This window comes from Rothia nasimurium, from assembly GCF_928381705.1.
Taxonomy (GTDB): domain Bacteria; phylum Actinomycetota; class Actinomycetes; order Actinomycetales; family Micrococcaceae; genus Rothia; species Rothia nasimurium_G.
This window is the reverse complement of record NZ_CAKMSR010000001.1, coordinates 162,910-182,000: the sequence shown is the minus strand read 5'-3', so window position 1 is coordinate 182,000 and position 19,091 is coordinate 162,910. Positions and strand designations below refer to the sequence as shown.

The following is a 19,091-nucleotide window of genomic DNA, read 5'->3' as shown; positions in this document are numbered from 1 at the left end:
TGGACGGACGCGGGCGGGCGGGACGCTAGCCCAACATCACTGCCCGGGCAGCTCGCCGCGGGCGAAGGCGTCCATCTTGCTTCTAACCAGGTGCAACGCCAGGTAACCCAGCTGCACCAGGCAGAGCACGAACAGGGCCCAGCGGGCCGTCATGAGAAGAGAAGCAAGCGCCGTAGCGCCGCCCAGCGGGTCAGCTAGGGCTGAATCAACGGCAAAACCACCGGCAATAAAAACAAAAGCGTAGGCCACCGGCAGGGTCAGCATCAGCCGGCCCACCAGCAGTTCAAACTTAGATGCTCGCACCATATTCCACCAGGTGAAAGCAAAAATCAGGGGCAGAATGAGCCCCGTAGAACGGTGGAGCACCTGGTAGGCCTGCAAGCCCTCTACACCCAGGCCCGCCGCTACAGTCTGCAGGTGCTGGGCATCAAAACGCAGCATGAGTTCCGGGGCGGTAGCACCGGCAGCTGCCGACACCCCCGGTAGCAGCATGAGGTAGTAGTAGAGCAAGAACAGGACGGTCACGACAAAGGCAACACCCAAGAAAATATAGGAACCCCCGCCCTTTTCGGGCTCGGCGGCGAGTTCTGCCCGGCTGTAGTCGGTGACTACGCGCGGCCCTGCCCCTTGGCTGCGAGGGGGCGCGGACGTCCGCCCCGCCTTGGCTGCTGACGGTGCGGGGGAGTGCGCTTGCGTGTTCTCGCCGTAGAGGCGTTTCTTCTGACCTTTTGAAAGACCCATGCTGTCTATCTTATCTGTCAGCTCAATCGGGTGTAGGCAGGTGCCCGCTCGCCTAAAATGGGGAGTTGACGGTTGATTTCTGGAAGGTTCTCTTATGTTTGATGACGACGATTTTATGCCCGCCCCTGCCCCTAAACGGTCAGCAGAACCTGAGGGCGATTCCTTCTTTGACGAACCTCCCTTTGATCCTTTCTACGACGCGGCTCCTCCGGCTGATGATTTTGTGCCGCCTGCCTATCAGGTGGGTGGGTTTATGCCTGAGTTTGAGGACGTCCGACCCGCTCCCAGCGTCAATCCTGAGACGCTGGTGGCGGGCCTGAACGAACACCAGGCTGAGGCGGTAAAGCATGCCGGTAGCCCCCTGCTGATTGTGGCGGGTGCCGGGTCGGGTAAGACCCGCGTGCTGACTCACCGTATCGCTTACCTGCTGGCAACGGGGCGCGCCCACCAGGGGCAGATTCTGGCGATTACCTTCACCAATAAAGCTGCCGCCGAGATGCGGGAGCGCATCACCGCCCTGGTGGGGCCGCGGGCGCAGAGCATGTGGATTTCAACCTTCCACTCCTTCTGTGTGCGGGTGTTGCGCCGCGAGGCGAAAGCACTGGGCCTCAAGTCAACCTTCTCCATTTACGATTCGGCTGACTCCCAGCGCCTGCTGACCCTGATTATCAAGCAGATGAATCTCGATACCAAGAAGTTCACCGCCAAGGTCGTGGGCAACCGTATCTCTAACCTCAAGAACGAACTGGTCAGCGCCAAACAGTTCGCAGCTGAAACCAGCCCCACCGACCCCTGGGAAGGCGTGATTTCGAAGGTCTATACGGCCTACACCGAGCGTCTACGGGCCGCTAACTCCCTGGACTTCGACGACCTCATCTTCGAGACCGTCAACCTTCTGAAGAACCACCCTCAGGTAGCCGAGTACTACCGCCGCCGCTTCCGCCATATCCTGGTTGACGAATACCAGGACACCAACCACGCCCAGTACCAGCTGGTGCGGCAGCTGGTGGGGGGTGCGGCGTCCTTGCGCGCTGAGACCGGCCCGGCAGATAACGGCCCCTACCCCGACGTCTACCCGCCCGCTGAGCTGACCGTGGTGGGTGACTCTGACCAGTCGATTTATGCCTTCCGCGGGGCTGACATTCGCAACATCACCGACTTTGAAGAAGACTACCCGGCTGCCCGCACCATTCTGCTGGAACAGAACTACCGCTCCACCCAGAACATTCTCTCGGCAGCCAACGCTGTGATTGAGCGCAACAAGGGCCGCCGCCCCAAGAAGCTCTGGACGGCCAGCGGCGACGGCGCCAAAATCACCGGCTACGTGGCAGAGTCCGAGCACGCTGAGGCCCGCTACATTGCCCAGGAGATTGACCGTCTGCGCGATGAGCACGGTACCGCCCCCGGCGATGTGGCTATCTTCTACCGCACCAATGCCCAGTCCCGCACCCTTGAAGAAATGCTCATGCGTGTGGGTCTGCCCTACCGCGTGGTCGGTGGTACCCGCTTCTACGAGCGCAAGGAAATCAAGGACGCCCTGGCCTACCTGCGCGTGCTGGTCAACCCCGACGACGACATCAACGTGCGCCGCGTGCTCAACGAACCCAAACGCGGAATCGGGGCTAAGTCTGAAAGTGTGGTCGCCGACCACGCGCGCGCTACCGGTATCTCCTTCATGGCCGCCCTGCGTCAGGGCAGTGAAGTGCCCGGCCTGGGAGCTGCCGCCGTGAAGAAAATGGCCGCTTTTGCCCAGATGATCGACGATCTCGCCCAGCTAGCTGCCACGGAGTCGGCAGCCACCTGCCTCGAAGCCGTGCTGGAGCAGACCGGCTACCTGGCGGCCCTGCGCGAGTCCAAGGATATTCAGGACGAATCCCGCGTTGAGAACCTCTCCGAGCTGGTGGACGCCGTGCGCGAGTTCGAAATCGACAACGCAGGCGCAACCCTGGAGGACTTCCTCGAACACGTCGCCCTGGTCGCTGACGCCGACCAGATCCCCAACAAGCCCAAGGCCGAGCAGGAGGGCGGGCCGTCCGCCGCCCAGATTGCCGCTGAGGTGGCAGAAGCCCGATCCCAGGGCGTCATTACCCTCATGACCCTGCACACCGCTAAGGGCCTAGAATTCCCCGTGGTCTTCTTGACCGGTATGGAGCACGGCCTCTTCCCCCACCAGCGGGCCCTCACCGACGATTCAGAGATGAGCGAAGAGCGCCGCCTGGCCTACGTGGGCCTGACCCGCGCCATGGAACGCCTCTACCTCACCCGCGCTGAGAACCGCTCCATGTGGGGCCAGAGCCAGTTCAACCCGCCGTCGCCTTTCCTCGAAGAGATCCCCGAAGAACTCATTGACTGGAAGCGCACCGGTTCATCCTTTGGCGGCTATTCCGGTAGCGGCTACGGGGGTGTTTACGCGGGCGGACGCGGCGGCTGGGCAGGCAACCGCGGCGGCAGCTCTGTGAGCGGGTACGGTTCTTCGTACGGGTCCTCCACCTACTCCAGCCGCTTTGACGAACCGGCCGAGCGGCGGCGTCCTACCGAACCGTCCACCAGCGAAGTCAACGGGTCTTCCACCTACGGACTCAAGGCAGCAGCCCGGCAGGTCTCCCGCGTGCAGCAGAACAAGGAAATTCCGGCGCTCGCGGTTGGCGACCGCGTTGAGCACACCAGCTTTGGTGAGGGCCGCGTGACCGCGGTTGAAGGGGCCGGCGATAAAACCGTCGCCAAGGTGCGCTTTGCCAAAGAAGAGAAACGACTCCTGCTGCGCTACGCGCCGCTGACTAAAAAGACCGACTAAGATATAAGAAGCCCGGTACCGCCCGTGGTGCCGGGCTCTTTTCTGCCCGATTCACTCAAGGATGACCATGGATCACGACTCTAACCTTCCCTCTATCGCCGAAGAATTTGTGGAGGCAATGGATGAGGTGACCGACACCCGCGTGCAGCTTCAGGAGATTTCTGATCTTTTCCTTTTTCGTATTGAAATTGACCCCTCGACCGATGCTGCCCGCCGCATTGAGAAGGTGCTGGGCGCTGCCTTACCGACTACTCGCGGTCAGGTAACGGGCGATGCGACCGCCCTGCATCTGCTGTACGGTACCCGCCAGGTCGTGGCCTGCCTCTACGTTGAAGAGGGCGTGTACCTGGTGGTGACCAGGGTGGACGCCGTAAAACTGGGGCGCGCGCTCACCGCGGCCCTGGGGCGCGATGAGGGGCTGGTGCTCGATGTATCGGTCAATCGCACCGTGCTGAACCTGAGCGGGGTTGCCGCGGCGGACGTCATCGACGAGGTCGTGCACTTCGACTTCCCGCCGGACTTCTTCGCCCCGGGCAAGGCCCTGTCCTGCACCGTGGCTGAGGCTCGTATTATGCTCTGGCGTATCGATGAGCTGGAGTACCTGATGGTGCCTCGTGCCTCCGATACAGCCCCCTTCCTGGTCAATATTTTGGATGCCTGCGAGAAGGCCAAATAGGCCCGGTCGGGGAGCGCCGGTCGTAACTGACAGGTTTGTTTCATTCAGAGGGAAATAAGTTCGCACCCCTATAGGCAAGTACGCTAAAGTTTCTTTGTGGAGAAGCTTTGTGTGCTCCAGCTCTCGCAATGGGGCGGGCACCGAACTTCGTACATGTAAACGCCGGGAGCACCGCTTTCTGGCATGACTTCGACGAAGAAGGAATCCCTGTGGACCTGTTTGAATACCAGGCACGCGATCTCTTTGAGAAGCACGGCGTCCCCGTGCTCCAGGGCATCGTAGCTACCACCCCTGAAGAAGCAAAGGCAGCAGCTGAGAAGATCGGTGGCGTCACCGTAGTCAAGGCCCAGGTTAAGGTGGGCGGACGCGGTAAGGCCGGTGGCGTGAAGGTCGCCAAGACCGCTGATGAGGCTTACGAGTACGCCCAGCAGATTCTGGGCATGGACATCAAGGGCCACACCGTCCACCGCGTGATGATTGCCCAGGGCGCAGACATCGCTGAAGAGTACTACTTCTCCATGCTGCTTGACCGCGCTAACCGCTCCTACCTGGCTATGTGCTCCGTTGAGGGTGGCATGGACATCGAGACCCTGGCTGCCGAGCGCCCCGAGGCCCTGGCCAAGGTTGAGGTCAACCCCATGGACGGTATCACCGCCGAGAAGGCTACCGAAATTGTTGAGGCTGCTGGCTTCGCTGAGGACGTGCGTGAGGACGTCGCTGCGGTGCTGGTCAAGCTGGGCGAGGTCTACAAGAAGGAAGACGCCACCCTGGTTGAGGTCAACCCGCTGGTCAAGACCGGCGACGGTAAGATTTTGGCCCTGGACGGCAAGGTTTCCCTGGACGATAACGCTGAGTTCCGTCAGCCCGAGTACGAGTCCCTGGTTGATAAGTCAGCCGAGAACCCCCTCGAAGCTAAGGCTAAGGAAAACGACCTCAACTACGTCAAGCTGGATGGTGAGGTTGGCATCATCGGTAACGGCGCGGGTCTGGTCATGTCTACCCTGGACGTCGTTGCCTACGCCGGTGAAAACCACGGTAATGTCAAGCCCGCTAACTTCCTCGATATTGGTGGCGGTGCGTCCGCTGAGGTGATGGCAGCTGGCCTGGATATCATCCTCAACGACAAGCAGGTCAAGTCTGTTTTCGTCAACGTCTTCGGTGGTATCACCTCCTGCGACGCTGTGGCTAACGGCATCGTCAAGGCTCTGGAGATCCTGGGTGATAAGGCAACCAAGCCCCTGGTCGTCCGCCTGGACGGTAACAACGTTGATGAGGGCCGCCGCATTCTCACCGAAGCCAACCATCCCCTGGTCCACCAGGCAGAGACCATGGACTCTGGCGCAGACAAGGCAGCCGAGCTGGCCCACACCGCATAAATCACCGCTGATTATTACTAGAAGGTTTTTACAATGTCTATCTTTTTGAACAAGGACTCCAAGGTCATCGTTCAGGGCATCACCGGCGGTGAAGGTACCAAGCATACCGCCCGCATGCTCGCAGCTGGCACCCAGATTGTGGGCGGCGTGAATGCCCGCAAGGCTGGCACCACCGTTTCCCACAAGGACGCAGCTGGTAACGACGTTGAGCTGAACGTCTACGGCTCCGTTGCTGAAGCCGTCAAGGAGACCGGCGCAGATGTCTCCATCGTCTTCGTCCCCCCGGCCTTCACCAAGGACGCTGTTATCGAAGCAATCGACGCTGAGGTGCCCCTGGTCGTCGTTATTACCGAGGGCGTGCCCGTCGGTGATACCGCTGAGTTCTGGGCCTACGCTAAGAGCAAGGTTGGCGCTGACGGCAAGCAGATTACCCGCATCATCGGCCCCAACTGCCCCGGCATCATCACCCCCGGCGAATCCCTGGTCGGTATTACCCCCGCCAATATCACCGGTAAGGGCAAGATTGGTTTGGTCTCCAAGTCAGGTACCCTGACCTACCAGATGATGTTTGAGCTGCGCGATATCGGCTTCACCACCGCTATCGGTATCGGCGGTGACCCCATCATCGGCACCACCCATATTGATGCTCTCGAAGCTTTCGAGGCTGATCCCGAGACCGAGGCTATCGTGATGATTGGTGAGATTGGTGGTGACGCTGAAGAGCGCGCTGCTGAGTTTATCAAGGCTAACGTCACCAAGCCCGTTGTTGGCTACGTTGCCGGCTTTACCGCCCCCGAGGGTAAGACCATGGGCCATGCCGGTGCGATTGTATCCGGTTCATCTGGCACTGCCCAGGCCAAGAAGGAAGCCCTGGAAGCCGCTGGCGTCAAGGTTGGTAAGACTCCGTCAGAGGCTGCCCAGCTGATGCGCGAGATTTTCGCTAACAAGTAAGCTAGTTCCCCTAGCCGGTAGGACGCCGGTGGTCACGCAGGTGCGTGACCACCGGCGTCCTTGTTTATCTGCGAGGTAATGCCACACACCCGGACTTCGTATTTCTGATGGTGAACCGGCCAAGAGATATGCAGGAAGGGGCCCTGACCAGCTTGCTGGTCAGGGCCCCTATTCTGCCGGGCAGACAGACTAGTTAGATGAAGTGCCGGTTAGCAGACGTTCAGCGTGGTAGGGCCACCGATAACGAAGTTCTGAGCGCCGGTACGATTGCTGCCGTTAGCCCAGGTAAGGGTAATGGTATCGACGGGCTTGGGGAAGCTCAGAGTCACGTTGCCAGCAGATGATCTGGGATCCAGTGAGTTTCGATTAGCTGTGAAAGTTGTGGTGGTGGCGTTAGCTGAGATGGTGGCTCCGCCTGAGGCGATAGGAGCAGAGGTCGCGACACCATTAAGAGAAGAACTTACAGTAAAGACATCTTGCCAGGGGCCACCGGACCCGCTGGTGCCCTGATCCACGTCTCCAATGGTGAAAGAGAAACCTTTCACGGGAGCTGAGAAACTCATGGTGATAGTGGAGCGCTGGTTACCGCCAGTGTACCCATTGGTGCGACTCTGGAGGCTCTGGAAGAAAAGATAATCTGACAAGCCTGAATAGCTAGACCAAGTAACGGTGCTTGCTGTGTTTTTCTTGGTGATGAGGTTCTGAGAGTTTGAAAGGGACGGGCCAGTCGATGAGACATGGGTAATGGTGAGGACCGCCTTGCTGTCGTTAGTAGGAACTGAACCTGAGTGCCTGGTGCTGCCCTGTGCTGAGACGGGGGTGTGTCGAACGAAATTAGCCCAGGTGATGCTGGTAGCAGGTGAGGTGCTAGAACAGACATCGGAAGGGCTAGCTGCGTAAGCAGGAATAGCAGCGGTGGAGATAACGACGGGAGCTGCCCAGGCAACACCCTTGGCTAGGTTGCGACGTGAAACGTTGTTCATTGGTTTCCTTTGCTAAAGGGTGAGGTTAAGTGATCAATGCGAGACCATTTTGGCGAGTGACTCCAGCATGCACACTGGGAGATAAAGCCGTTAGAGGGTTTGAAGATATGGAAAAGCCAAAGAGTTCACTAAGGCTACTAAAATATCCTAAAAACCTAGGTTGAAAACATATTAGCAGAAATGTGCTGATTCCCGAGACAGTTTAACTGGGGGAATCCATGTGATTAAGGCGTCAGGTGCTAGAAAATGCTTTTTGGGGTGTGGCTGTGTGCGGGGGTGACCATCTCTGGAGCATGTGTTGGGGTGCCGGATATCAGTAAGTGCTTATTACAACGCCTTCGTCCCCTCTTGGGGGGGTGTCGTCTAGAGGTTATCGCTGGACTCTGTGTAATAAGGGCGCCCCACCAAATAGCGGTGGGCGCCCTTTGTATATGGGTTCAAGGGAGGCCTATGATCCCGATATAGAACGGTGGGTGAGTGTCTGGCCGTTTGAGAGGGTAATCGTAATCAGGGTTTCACCTTTGTAAGTGCTATTCACGTTATTGGAGCTGGCTGGGGGAACTGCACCGCTGTACACAATGGGGAAGCGCCCTGATGGTCCTGTGGTGAAATTGCGGCAATCAGAGGATGTAGAAGAAGTTGAATAGTGACCATCAGTATTAGCGCCCGTGCTGGGGTCCCAGGTCATAATGAGGTTCCAAGATTGTTCAGTTGCGCCCGAAGGGTAAGTATGGTTCACCAAGTTTTGAGTGCTTTGCACTATAAGTACAAAGGGTGCGTAAGGGTTGGTAACCCTGGGGTGGCATCAACGGTCATTCGTTTAGTCCTAGGTGCCAAATGGGTTTTCGTGACGTCGGTGGTCCAGGGGATTTGGCTCGTTGATGTGTTTCTAACTGCGCAAGAAGAGTACTGGGCGGAGGTGTTACCAATCCAGAAAATACCGGGTCCAGAAGATTTCTGGTCTATGCAGTTAGAGGTCCAGACCTCGTATTTAATACTGGTGACGGTGATATTGGCTGGTAAATCCGTGATGAAGAATTGGCCACCCAGAGTCAAGGTCTGGGTTGTGCTTGTGGCACCTTCTTGCCGCGTACCCCCAGTCGTATTCGGCCCCACCGCTAAATCGGGTAGTTGTAATGCACCGTGTGAGGCCGCATAAGCGGGGATAGTGGCGCTGGAGATAACGGCAGGCGCTGCCCAGGCTGCCCCCTTCACCAAGGTTCTGCGGTTGGGTTAGAGAACTTTTTGATGATGTGACATGGTAAACCTTCTGTGAAATATGCGCGGTAAAACCCTGCAAGTCTAGGTATTTCTGACATGCAGGGTTTAATAACTTGCCATGTCCTGACAGGTGTTTCTGGGCAGATGGTTGTGTGTCTATCTAGAGAACCACTGTATTGAATGCCAACCCTAGTAGATAAGTAGCTAGGGCCGCCCCGTAACCGATCGCTAGCTGGCGCAGGCCGCGCTTGAAGGGGGAGGCTCCCGAAAGAAGACCCACCACGCCACCGGTGACCATCAGCGCAAAGCCCACTAGCAGCATGGCAACCAGCATGGCTGCACCGCCCGACATGCCAAAAATATAGGGAAGAATCGGGATCAATGCGCCGGATGCAAAGAAGCAGAAACTGGAGGCCGCAGCCCCCACATCGCTGCCGAGTGCGCCGTGGGCGTCCTCAACCTCTTCGCCCTCAATATCATTGCGGAAGGAGAGTGAGGGATCGCAGTCGCAGGTGAAATAGCCGAAGCGCTCCATGGCACGGTGGCGGGCAGCTTCCTCGCTCATGCCTCGAGCCTTGTAAATCAGTTCTAGTTCATTCTGGTTAATATCGAGCTGGTGGGCAACGTTGAGGGTGACCTGGGTTGGGCGAGAAGCGTCCAGGAGTTCACGCTGGGAGCGCACAGAAACGAACTCGCCGGCGGCCATGGAGAGGGCGCCAGCCAGTAGGCCTGCGACGCCTGAAAGAAGCACCATAGAGCTGCTGACGCCAGAAGCCCCCACGCCCATGATGAGAGCAGCATTCGATACTAGACCATCATTTGCGCCAAAGACGGCGGCGCGGAAGTTGCCCGAGAGTTTTTCACGGCCAGAGGTAGACAGTGCTCGAATAATCTCTTCGTGAATTGCTTCATCGGCGGCCATGGCTTCAGTGGCGTCGGGGTCCTCCGCATAAGGTGAGCGGCCCTCGGCACGCTGGGCTAGGGCGAGCACAAAAACTGACCCAAAGTTCTTAGCAAGAAGTTGCAGGAATCTGGCGGAGATAGACGGCTTGGGTTCGGGGTAAGCGTGCTCGCCTAACAGTTCCCGCCAGTGATTTTGGTGGCGCTCCTCAGCCTGAGCAACCTCCCGGAGAATCTCTGCTTCTTTTCCTTCGGCACGCTCTGCCAGGGCGGCATAGATACGAGCTTCTGAGATTTCTTCAGCCAGGTAGCGGCGCCAGCGGCGAATCTGGGCGCAACTGGGGAAGGTGCGTGAAGGTGAAGGTTGAGAACTGGTCGTAGGCATGGTGAAAGAGTTTCGCTTGGCCGATGCGGGTCTAACCCTATATTTTAGCATTCTGGTTCTGACTGTTCGTGCCTCAGAGATATCTCCTAGCAGTCAAGCCTACTTATGAAATGAATCCCATTTTTCATGGTGGTGACGCAAAGTTTACTTATCGATATGCTGTTGAAATCGCTACTTGACTAGTAAAAATTTTCGTGATTTTGAGCATGGCGGTAGTGATGCTGCGTCACCTAAACCTTGATTATTGGGGTTGTCGGTAGCTCATGAATGAAAGTGTACGTGCTATAAATAGAGGGTATGCACTATCTTCTAGAGTGATATTGTGTCTCATACTTAAAATTCTTGATTAGTTGATCATGTATCTAAAGGAAAAATTATGACCGAAAATGTAGGGGTTGTTGAGTCAGGCGCTAACGCGCCTCGGGGTATCGCACGCGGCTCTCTCCGCCAGATTATTGCCCAAGATGCCCGTCTTGAGGCAGGTAGTAACATCTCATGGCGAAGCATCTTTGCTGGTCTAGTTACCTTCATCGCTCTCTCTGCACTCTTCTCTCTTGTGGGAACTGCGGTGGGGCTTGGAGGTACCGACCTGACTGCTGAAAACCCAACGGAAGGTGTCGGAACTGGTCTGATAATCTGGACTATTTTTTCTTTGGCTGTTTCTCTTGGTGTGGCGGGCTTTATTGCTGGTTTGACCGCTAACAAGGCGGGCTTGATTCACGGGTTCCTTACGTGGGCACTGGGTGTTATTGCCATTGTGGTTCTAGCTGTGAGCGCAGTATCTTCTGCATTTGGGGCGCTGGGTAACATGCTTGGTGCGGCTGGCGGTGCTGTTTCAAGTGCGTCATCGGCGGCGGCTCAGGCTGTTTCGAATATCAATACCGACCGAATTGATGTTGATGCCGAGGGTGTCTCTGCTGATGTGCGTCAGGCGCTTGCTAATAGCTCCATTGAGCAGCTGCACCCCGACTATCTCCAGGCCCAAGTTGATGAAACCGTTGCTGACCTGCAGGTAGCTGCTCAGCGAATCATTGTAGACGGTGAAGATTCTTCTGTTGTTGCAGAGGATGTTCGTGCAAACATTGAAGATCGTATTGCATCAATCACTGAGCAGATCGACGAGGATGCTCTGGCTCGTGAAATTGAAGCTAACACTAACCTCACCGCAGCTCAATCGCGATCGGCTGCTAACAATATCGTGACCTCATATGAAGAGGGCGTACAGAAGGCTGAGGAAACCCTGAATAACCTGGCAAACAATGCTCAAGAAACCTTTGATCAGGCTGTTGTTGTAGCAAACGATGCTATGAACAACACCGCTAAGTACTCCCTGTACACTTTCTGTGGTCTCATTTTGGCTATGATCATCACCGCCCTGGGTGGTCTGCTTGGTGCCCGCACTGGCCGCTCTGCTGAAAAAATCTAGTCATCAGCGGGTTGCATAACCAGTCTCATTGATTGCATCAAGGTTCACGCTCCACCATCTGTGGCGCGTGAACCTTTATGTTAAATGGGTTTATGTGGTTTGACTGCCTGAAATATCTAGCCAGAGTGTGGTCAGGTAAGGCTTAACTAAGACAGAAATAAGGTGTTCCAGCAGGTCAAACAAGGTTTTGCTTATTATGAATTAATCATAATAATGCTTGAAAACGCTGTTGAGAGTGCGTAGGCTAGAAGTACAGCAAGCCAGCCGGAGCTTTGAAAAATACCGGTCATCACTTTCGAAAGGAAGTCTCACTCATGAGCAAGTACGCATCATTCACCGTCCCCGGTCTCACCGAAGAATCAGGCCACCACGTAGCCGACGTTCTGCAGCTTCGCCTGCACGCCCTGAACGACCTGCACCTGGTGCTTAAGCACGCCCATTGGAACGTCGTTGGCCCCAACTTCATCGCCGTTCACGAAATGCTCGACCCCCAGGTCGACCTGGTACGCGGCTTCGTTGACGCCATTGCAGAGCGCATGGCCACCATGGGTGTAGCCCCCAACGGCCTCTCCGGTGACCTGGTTGAAAAGCGCACCTGGGCTGAATACGATGTTGACCGTGCAGACGCTATGACTCACATCCGTGCCCTGAACGAGGTCTACAACGTTGTGGTTGAAGACCACCGTGCAGCTATTGCAAAGGTGGGCGACATCGACCCCATCACCGAGGACCTGCTGATTGGCCAGACCGCTGAACTGGAGCTCTTCCAGTGGTTCCTGCGCGGCCACCTCGAAGACGGCCAGGGTAACCTCAAGTAAGCCGCAGAGCTTAAAACTCGAACCACGCACTAAAGGCGGGTCTATCGCGCGATAGACCCGCCTTTTCTGTGTGGCAATGTAGCTCTTAGCCTTCGATCAATGCCCGAATCTTATCAAGGGTGAGCTCCGTGTGGGCATAACGGGCGTGGCCCAGATGTTCGGGCACCTCGGTCATACCGGGCACGACGACCACTTTCATGCCTGCGGCCATAGCACTCTGAGCGCCAGAAGCAGAATCCTCTACAGCAATACAGTTAGCGGGGTCTACCCCTAAATTGCGGGCTGCAAGCAGATAGGGCTCGGGGTCGGGCTTAGCGTGAGTGACCTGCTCATCGGTGACCAGGGTTTTGAAAAGCCCCTCCGGTGCCAGCTTGGCGGTGTTGGCGGCAACCTCGGTGGTCGCGTTGGTGACAATTCCTGCGGGGACGCCCGCCTCGGCCACCTGCGCCAAGAGCGCCTCAATGCCGGGCAGGAGCTCCACACGGGCGTCCTTCAAGAGAACCGACATCTTAGCCTTAAGGCGGTCGTAGAGCTCGTCAGCAGAAACATCTGCACCCAGCTCCTGCATGCGGGCGAAGGTGACTGCGGCAGGCTTGCCCAGGGTCATGAGGGTATCTTGTTCGGTCCAGGTAGCTCCGAACTCGGCAGTCAGTGCGGTTTTGGCCTCTGCCCAGAGGGGCTCGGTGTCTACAAGGGTTCCGTCGTGGTCAAAGAAAATAGCTTCAAGTCTGCTCATATATACCACCCTACCCGTCCGCAGAGCTCTGCCCGGTTAGGATAGGTGGGGTGAACCAAGAGCACTCTACATCTAGCCCTGACTCTGCTTCTGCCCACCCGCGTCTACAGCGGCAGTCGGGCCTTGTGCGTCAGGCACTGGCCTATCTGCTGGTACCCATGGCTTGTGCGTCGGCTGCCTGGATTACCGCCGGGCGCGCCCTCTTTGGTGCTGGGGGAGAGCTTGTGCCTATTTACGCGATATCGTTCGGCCCCGCCCTGCTCATTATTCTGCTGGTAGCTGCCCTGTTTTCCTATAAAGAGATGGGGCTGCAGGGCGCCGGAAAGCGGGCGGGGCTGCCGCCTGTTACCGCCCTTGTTGCTGCTTCCACATGGGTATTAGCCGGGTTCTTCGGTATGGTTGCTCCCGACCGGCTAGAGGGGCAGAATATTTCGGCAGCGGCAGCCCTGCTGGGCCCCGATGTTATCGGTCTTTCTGCTGCCTTTGGTAATACCAGCGGAATTCTAACCTTCTCATTCGCTATTGCCACCCTGCTGCTGGCCATCAGTGACTACCGGCGGGCGCGAGCTCTCACCCGCGGACTAGATGAGGCTACCCGCGAGCGACTTGAGCGAGAAGAGTCCATGTATGACTTTCTCGACTAGCCCTGTAATCGTGCGGTGGTGGCTTATTACAGTTCTACCCTAGTGAGCCAGCCGGTGAGTACCTCGGTGGCAGCTGCAGTCAGTTTTTCAGCGTAGAGGGAGGCTTCGCGGCGGATTACCGCGACGTCCTGTTCTGAGGCCCTGATGTAGTCGGCGTAGGCGATGAGCCACTGCTCAATATGGCGGGGGTTCACCTCAAGATGGAACTGGAGGGCTAGCGCGTAGGGGCGTCCTGCGGCGTCCTCTAGGGTAAAGGCCTGATTCTCGCACATCTGGGTGCGGGCTAGGCTAAGGGAATCTTCGGGCAGGGTAAAGGCATCGCCGTGCCAGTGGAGGACGGGGTCGTTGCCGAGCGGCGCAAGTACTGATTCTTTCCCGGCTTCGGTAAGTTCTACCGGGGAGTAGCCCAGCTCGATTTCGCCGGTGGGGTCAACCTGCGCGCCCGCTGCCAGAGCAATCTGCTGGGCTCCCAGGCAGATACCCAGCACGGGTTTCTGGGCGGCAATGCGCGCCTTGATAAGTTCTACTTCTTCAAAGAGGAAGGGGTAGTCCTGGGTGTCGTTCACGCTAATGGGGGCGCCCAGAATGATTAGCAAATCTGCCTCGCGCACCTCGGGGGTGTTGAGGGCGTCAATACCGGCATCGCGGTATTCGACGCTAAAACCTCGCTTGGTGAGTAAATCTTCAAAGATGCCAAGATCTTCAAAGGCGACATGGCGGATGGCGTAGGCGGTGCGGGGCATGGTTCTCCTTGGGTGAGTGACTGCTATCCAGTGTAAAGGTGATGTGGTGGGCTGAGAAAGATGGCGGACGTGCGTGCCCGCCGTGCGAGACACCTGTAGGTTTGGGGTAGATAGGGGCGGAAAGAAAATTGCCCCTCAGATATCTAGCGCAAGATAGTTGAGTGTAGTAGACTCAAGTATGAACAAACTACCAACGCAAAAGGTAAAGGAGAACAATGAACGCCCAATTTACAACCAAGAGCCAAGAAGCCCTCTCGGCTGCCAACATGAATGCCCAAACTGCGGGCAACCCCACCCTCGACACTCCCCACCTGCTCAAGGCCCTCATGGACCAGCGGCAGGGAGTGGCTGTAGCCGTCCTCAAAACCGCCGGCCTCGACGTCGATGCCATCTCGCTGGCAGCGTCCACCGAGATTTCAAAACTACCCAAGGTGCAGGGAGCCTCCGCTGCCCAAGCCCAGCCGAGCCGGGCCGTCCTGACCGCCATTCAAACCGCCCAAGCCAAGGCCACCCAGTTCGGCGATACCTATATCTCCACTGAAATCCTGCTTCTGGCACTCGCCACCGGTGATGACGCCACCGCCCGTGCCCTGCAGAAAGCCGGGGCAACCGAAAAAACCATCGAAGACACTATTCCCACCGTGAGAGGAGACCGCACCGTGACCACCCCCGACCCCGAAGGCACCTTCGGTGCCCTAGAACAGTACGGCACCGACCTGACCGCCGTTGCCCGTGAAGGCAAACTCGACCCCGTCATTGGGCGCGATAGCGAAATCCGCCGCGTGATCCAGGTGCTCTCCCGCCGCACCAAGAACAACCCCGTGCTCATCGGTGAACCCGGTGTCGGTAAGACCGCCGTGGTTGAGGGCCTGGCCCAGCGTATGGTCTCAGGTGACGTGCCCGAATCCCTGCGCGGTAAGACCCTGATCTCCCTGGACCTGGGGGCTATGGTCGCCGGTGCCAAGTACCGCGGCGAATTCGAAGAGCGCCTCAAGGCCGTGCTCGAAGATATCAAGAAGTCTGAGGGGCAGATTGTTACCTTCATCGACGAGATTCACACGGTTGTGGGAGCCGGTGCCTCTGAGGGATCCATGGACGCCGGCAACATGCTCAAGCCCATGCTGGCCCGCGGTGAGCTGCGCCTGATCGGTGCGACTACCCTCGATGAGTACCGCGAAAACATCGAAAAGGACGCCGCCCTAGAGCGCCGCTTCCAGCAGGTCTACGTGGGTGAGCCCAGCGTGGAAGATACCATCGGTATTCTGCGCGGTCTGAAAGAGCGATACGAGGCCCACCACAAGGTTGCCATTGCAGACTCCGCCCTGGTCGCTGCCGCGAACCTGTCCAACCGCTACATCCCCTCGCGCCAGCTGCCCGATAAGGCCATCGACCTAATCGACGAGGCAGCCTCCCGTCTGCGCATGGAAATCGACTCCGCTCCCGAAGAGATCGACGCCCTGCGTCGCGCCGTTGACCGTCTGACCATGGAAGAGCTGGCCCTGGCCAACGAAACCGACCCCGCCTCCGTCGAGCGCCTTGAAGCCCTGCGGGCAGACATGGCCGACAAGAAGGAAGAGCTGGACGCCCTCAACGCCCGCTGGGAAGCTGAAAAGGCAGGTCTCAACCGCGTCGGTGACCTCAAAACCCAAATCGACGAGCTGCGCTCCAAGGCAGAAGTCGCCCAGCGCGAAGGCAACCTGGCTGAAGCCTCCCGCGTGCTCTACGGTGAGATTCCCGCCCTTGAAGCTGAACTGGCCGCAGCCCAGCAGGCCGAGAACACCGCCTCTGAAGAATCTATGGTCTCTGAAGAAGTGACCGCCGACGATATCGCCGAGGTTATCTCTTCCTGGACCGGTATTCCCGCCGGGCGCATGCTCCAGGGTGAATCTGAGAAGCTGCTGCACATGGAAGACGAACTGGGCAAGCGCCTGATCGGTCAGCGCCAGGCAGTCACCGCCGTGGCTGATGCCGTGCGCCGCTCCCGCGCCGGAATCTCAGACCCCGACCGTCCCATCGGCTCCTTCCTCTTCCTCGGCCCCACCGGCGTCGGTAAAACCGAGCTGGCCAAGGCCCTGGCCGAGTTCCAGTTCGACGACGAACGTGCCCTGGTCCGTATCGACATGAGCGAATACGCCGAAAAGCACGCCGTCGCCCGCCTGGTCGGTGCCCCTCCCGGGTACGTTGGCTACGAAGAGGGCGGCCAGCTCACCGAAGCTGTGCGCCGCCGCCCCTACTCGGTTGTGCTGCTCGACGAGGTCGAAAAGGCCCACCCCGAGGTCTTCGACATCCTGCTCCAGGTGCTCGACGACGGACGTCTGACCGACGGTCAGGGGCGCACCGTGGACTTCCGCAATGTCATCCTGATTCTGACCTCTAACCTGGGCTCCCAGTTCCTGATTGACCAGAACCTCGACGATGAAGCCCGAAAGAGCGCGGTCATGAATACCGTGAACGCCAGCTTCAAGCCGGAGTTCCTCAACCGCCTGGATGAGGTCATCATGTTTGAGCCCCTCTCAGCCGATGACCTGGCCTCTATCGTGGGTCTACAGATCGCTTCGATGGCCCGCCGCCTGGAAGACCGCCGCCTGACCCTGGACGTCACCGACGCCGCCACCGAGTGGCTGGGACTTGCCGGCTACGACCCGGCCTACGGGGCCCGTCCGCTCCGCCGCCTCGTGCAGCGCGAAATCGGCGACCGCCTGGCCAAGGGAATCCTGGCCGGTGCCATCAAGGACGGCGACACCGTACGCGTGGACGTCAACCCCGATGTCACCGTCGACGGGCTGGTCGTCACCGCCGAGTAAAAACGGAGCATGACCCTATTGTTTCTCTCTTGACCCTACGGATTATCTCGGGGTCAAGAGAGAAGCGATAGGGTCTTTGTCTTTTAAACTGGAAGAGTGAACCAGACTCAACCCCGCCCCGCACCCAACACGCTCGATACCCGCTTTGCCGGGGCGTCCTCGTCCATCACCGCGCACGCCGAGATCGCCGCCACCCACGCTGCGGCCCTGCGCTCCATCGACCGGGTGGTGGCCGAAACAGCCCAGCCCACCGACCCGCAGGTAGCAGCGGACGGCATCCGGCAACTCCTGCGTGACGGGCAGGTTCTGGTGCTCACAGGGGCAGGAATTTCCACAGGCTCAGGGATCCCCGACTACCGCGGCCCCGCCGGGTCCCTGCGTAACCACCGGCCCATGACCTACCAGGAATTCCGTTTCGACGAGGTGGCGCGGCAGCGCTACTGGGCCCGATCTTTTGTGGGCTGGCGGCAGATGAACCGGGCCCGCCCCAATACCGCCCACTACCTGCTCGCAGACCTCGAAGCCCAGGGGCGCCTTGCCGGGCTGATTACCCAAAACGTGGATGGCCTGCACACCGCAGCCGGCTCCCGTAAGGTCGTTACCCTGCACGGGGACCTCTCCCGCATCGAGTGCCTAGACTGCGGGGCGGACGAGGGCCGCACCTCCCTGGACGCCCGCATTGAGGCCGCCAACCCCGGCTACCTCGAACGCCTCGCCAGCACCACCTTGCAGGTCAACCCCGACGGGGACGCTGAGATCGACGCCCGCTTCATCCAGGATTTTCAGATGGTCGGCTGCCTGGCCTGCGGCTCGACCAAGCTCAAACCCGCAGTGGTCTACTTCGGCGAACCCGTTCCACCTGCCCGCAAGCAGGCCGTCAAAGAACTGGGGGAGCGGGCGCGCTCCCTGCTGGTTCTCGGCTCATCTCTGGCCGTGATGAGCTCCTACAAAATCGCCCTCGACTTCGCCCGCGCGGGCAAGCCCATCGCCGTCATCAACCAGGGCCCGGGCCGGGCGGACGCGCGTGCCACCTACCTCTGGCGCGCCGACGTCACCGACGCCCTCTACACCGTTACAGCCCCGCACGAAGGCATCTAAACTTTTTCTTCTGTGAGTTTCACCAGGTCAAAGGCACTAAAAGGGCTGTCTGTAGGTGCTCATAAGTGAAGGCTAAGTACAACACAGGCTAAACACAGACTCTGAGAGAACACTGGTTATCAAGCAAAGCAAGACCAGATACACCCCTCGGAGAACCCCGTGAACACCATCATCACAGCAGCCGCCCTCGACCTCGTCGCCATCCTGATTCTGTGCGGCATGTACGTGACCCGCCACCGCCGCCGCGACCTCGTGGTCTCCTACATCATCATCAACGTGGGCGTCTTCGCCGTCACCGTCGCCCTGGCTAACGCCGACGCCACCAGCGCCGGTATGGGCATGGGTCTTTTCGGCGTACTGTCCATTATCCGCCTACGCTCCACCGAGCTTGACCAGCGCGAAGTTGCCTACTACTTCGCAGCGCTCGCCCTCGGCCTGCTCATGGGTATCGGCCTCGAACCTATCGGCCTGGCTCTCGGCCTCTCAGCCCTGCTACTGGCCATCATGTTCGTGGTTGACCACTCCAAGCTCATGACCACCCTGCGCAGCCAGACCATCATTGTCGACCGCGCCATCAGCGACGAAGAAGAACTCAAGGCCTACCTCTCAACCCAGCTGGGCTACAGCATCGAGAACGCCACCATCGCCGAGCTTGACCTCATCAACGACAAGACCATCGCCAACATCCGCTACACCGTGGGAGATTCCAAGAAGACTCTGCCCGCCACCGGCTCCCTCACCAGCGTGCGCTAGGGGTCAGTGAGCGAGCAGGACGCCCGCACCCGCTTTACTTGC

Annotated in this window: 15 protein-coding genes; 10 read left to right on the top strand and 5 right to left on the bottom strand. The window is 58.6% G+C overall.

The annotated features are described in order from the left end of the window. Window positions 1-36: 36 nt before the first annotated feature. Window positions 37-741: a hypothetical protein gene (locus tag L6762_RS00840; RefSeq protein ID WP_237185121.1), complete on the bottom strand. Its 705-nt coding sequence runs from the start codon at window positions 739-741 to the stop codon at window positions 37-39. Between the two features lie 94 nt (window positions 742-835). Between L6762_RS00840 and pcrA the strand changes: the two genes are divergently transcribed. The 4 genes from pcrA to sucD all read left to right on the top strand — a co-directional run bounded on the left by pcrA (window position 836) and on the right by sucD (window position 6,538). After that, entirely contained in the window at window positions 836-3,535 is a 2,700-nt protein-coding gene (pcrA, locus tag L6762_RS00835; RefSeq protein WP_423817068.1) for a DNA helicase PcrA, read from the top strand. Between the two features lie 67 nt (window positions 3,536-3,602). Then, window positions 3,603-4,211 (top strand): sarcosine oxidase subunit gamma family protein, encoded by a 609-nt coding sequence (locus L6762_RS00830; protein ID WP_237185120.1) that lies wholly within the window; start codon window positions 3,603-3,605, stop codon window positions 4,209-4,211. A 209-nt stretch (window positions 4,212-4,420) separates the two neighbouring features. After that, entirely contained in the window at window positions 4,421-5,587 is a 1,167-nt protein-coding gene (gene sucC, locus L6762_RS00825) for an ADP-forming succinate--CoA ligase subunit beta (protein ID WP_237185119.1), read from the top strand. A gap of 33 nt (window positions 5,588-5,620) precedes the next feature. Next, window positions 5,621-6,538, top strand: a complete 918-nt coding sequence (gene sucD / locus L6762_RS00820; RefSeq protein ID WP_237185118.1) for a succinate--CoA ligase subunit alpha — start codon at window positions 5,621-5,623, stop codon at window positions 6,536-6,538. 209 nt (window positions 6,539-6,747) lie between these two features. Here the strand turns inward: sucD and L6762_RS00815 are convergent, their stop codons facing one another. Together L6762_RS00815 and L6762_RS00810 are read right to left on the bottom strand one after the other, a co-directional pair. Then, window positions 6,748-7,521: a hypothetical protein gene (locus L6762_RS00815; RefSeq protein WP_237185117.1), complete on the bottom strand. Its 774-nt coding sequence runs from the start codon at window positions 7,519-7,521 to the stop codon at window positions 6,748-6,750. 1,381 nt (window positions 7,522-8,902) lie between these two features. Continuing rightward, window positions 8,903-10,027 carry a VIT1/CCC1 transporter family protein gene (locus L6762_RS00810; protein ID WP_237185116.1) on the bottom strand — a complete coding sequence of 375 codons (1,125 nt, stop codon included), beginning with the start codon at window positions 10,025-10,027 and terminating at the stop codon, window positions 8,903-8,905. A 376-nt stretch (window positions 10,028-10,403) separates the two neighbouring features. Between L6762_RS00810 and L6762_RS00805 the strand changes: the two genes are divergently transcribed. Both L6762_RS00805 and L6762_RS00800 read left to right on the top strand, forming a co-directional pair. Further along, window positions 10,404-11,453: a YrzE family protein gene (locus tag L6762_RS00805; RefSeq protein ID WP_237185115.1), complete on the top strand. Its 1,050-nt coding sequence runs from the start codon at window positions 10,404-10,406 to the stop codon at window positions 11,451-11,453. Between the two features lie 314 nt (window positions 11,454-11,767). Then, entirely contained in the window at window positions 11,768-12,271 is a 504-nt protein-coding gene (locus L6762_RS00800; RefSeq protein ID WP_135012503.1) for a Dps family protein, read from the top strand. A gap of 85 nt (window positions 12,272-12,356) precedes the next feature. Here L6762_RS00800 and L6762_RS00795 read toward each other — a convergent pair whose 3' ends face one another. Further along, window positions 12,357-13,007, bottom strand: a complete 651-nt coding sequence (locus L6762_RS00795) for an HAD family hydrolase (RefSeq protein WP_237185114.1) — start codon at window positions 13,005-13,007, stop codon at window positions 12,357-12,359. Window positions 13,008-13,057: 50 nt separating this feature from the next. Between L6762_RS00795 and L6762_RS00790 the strand changes: the two genes are divergently transcribed. Further along, a complete protein-coding gene (locus tag L6762_RS00790; RefSeq protein WP_237185113.1) occupies window positions 13,058-13,651 on the top strand; it encodes a hypothetical protein in 594 nt (197 codons plus the stop codon). A 26-nt stretch (window positions 13,652-13,677) separates the two neighbouring features. Here L6762_RS00790 and L6762_RS00785 read toward each other — a convergent pair whose 3' ends face one another. Beyond that, window positions 13,678-14,394: a glutamine amidotransferase gene (locus L6762_RS00785; RefSeq protein WP_237185112.1), complete on the bottom strand. Its 717-nt coding sequence runs from the start codon at window positions 14,392-14,394 to the stop codon at window positions 13,678-13,680. 215 nt (window positions 14,395-14,609) lie between these two features. Here L6762_RS00785 and clpB point away from each other — a divergent pair, with 215 nt between their 5' ends. The 3 genes from clpB (at window position 14,610) to L6762_RS00770 (ending at window position 19,049) form a co-directional block, all read left to right on the top strand. Then, window positions 14,610-17,198: an ATP-dependent chaperone ClpB gene (gene clpB / locus L6762_RS00780; RefSeq protein ID WP_237185111.1), complete on the top strand. Its 2,589-nt coding sequence runs from the start codon at window positions 14,610-14,612 to the stop codon at window positions 17,196-17,198. 165 nt (window positions 17,199-17,363) lie between these two features. Then, window positions 17,364-18,296 carry a Sir2 family NAD-dependent protein deacetylase gene (locus L6762_RS00775; RefSeq protein WP_237185275.1) on the top strand — a complete coding sequence of 311 codons (933 nt, stop codon included), beginning with the start codon at window positions 17,364-17,366 and terminating at the stop codon, window positions 18,294-18,296. A 159-nt stretch (window positions 18,297-18,455) separates the two neighbouring features. Beyond that, window positions 18,456-19,049, top strand: coding sequence for a DUF4956 domain-containing protein (locus L6762_RS00770; RefSeq protein ID WP_237185110.1), 594 nt, complete (start codon window positions 18,456-18,458; stop codon window positions 19,047-19,049). Window positions 19,050-19,091 lie beyond the last annotated feature (42 nt).

Bases quoted from the DNA above. Each gene is read 5' to 3' on its own strand.
- L6762_RS00840 (WP_237185121.1), bottom strand. From the start codon at position 741: ATGGGTCTTTCAAAAGGTCAGAAGAAACGCCTCTACGGCGAGAACACG.
- clpB (WP_237185111.1), top strand. From the start codon at position 14,610: ATGAACGCCCAATTTACAACCAAGAGCCAAGAAGCCCTCTCGGCTGCC.
- L6762_RS00830 (WP_237185120.1), top strand. From the start codon at position 3,603: ATGGATCACGACTCTAACCTTCCCTCTATCGCCGAAGAATTTGTGGAG.
- sucD (WP_237185118.1), top strand. From the start codon at position 5,621: ATGTCTATCTTTTTGAACAAGGACTCCAAGGTCATCGTTCAGGGCATC.
- L6762_RS00810 (WP_237185116.1), bottom strand. From the start codon at position 10,027: ATGCCTACGACCAGTTCTCAACCTTCACCTTCACGCACCTTCCCCAGT.
- L6762_RS00805 (WP_237185115.1), top strand. From the start codon at position 10,404: ATGACCGAAAATGTAGGGGTTGTTGAGTCAGGCGCTAACGCGCCTCGG.
- L6762_RS00795 (WP_237185114.1), bottom strand. From the start codon at position 13,007: ATGAGCAGACTTGAAGCTATTTTCTTTGACCACGACGGAACCCTTGTA.
- L6762_RS00800 (WP_135012503.1), top strand. From the start codon at position 11,768: ATGAGCAAGTACGCATCATTCACCGTCCCCGGTCTCACCGAAGAATCA.
- pcrA (WP_423817068.1), top strand. From the start codon at position 836: ATGTTTGATGACGACGATTTTATGCCCGCCCCTGCCCCTAAACGGTCA.
- L6762_RS00815 (WP_237185117.1), bottom strand. From the start codon at position 7,521: ATGAACAACGTTTCACGTCGCAACCTAGCCAAGGGTGTTGCCTGGGCA.
- L6762_RS00785 (WP_237185112.1), bottom strand. From the start codon at position 14,394: ATGCCCCGCACCGCCTACGCCATCCGCCATGTCGCCTTTGAAGATCTT.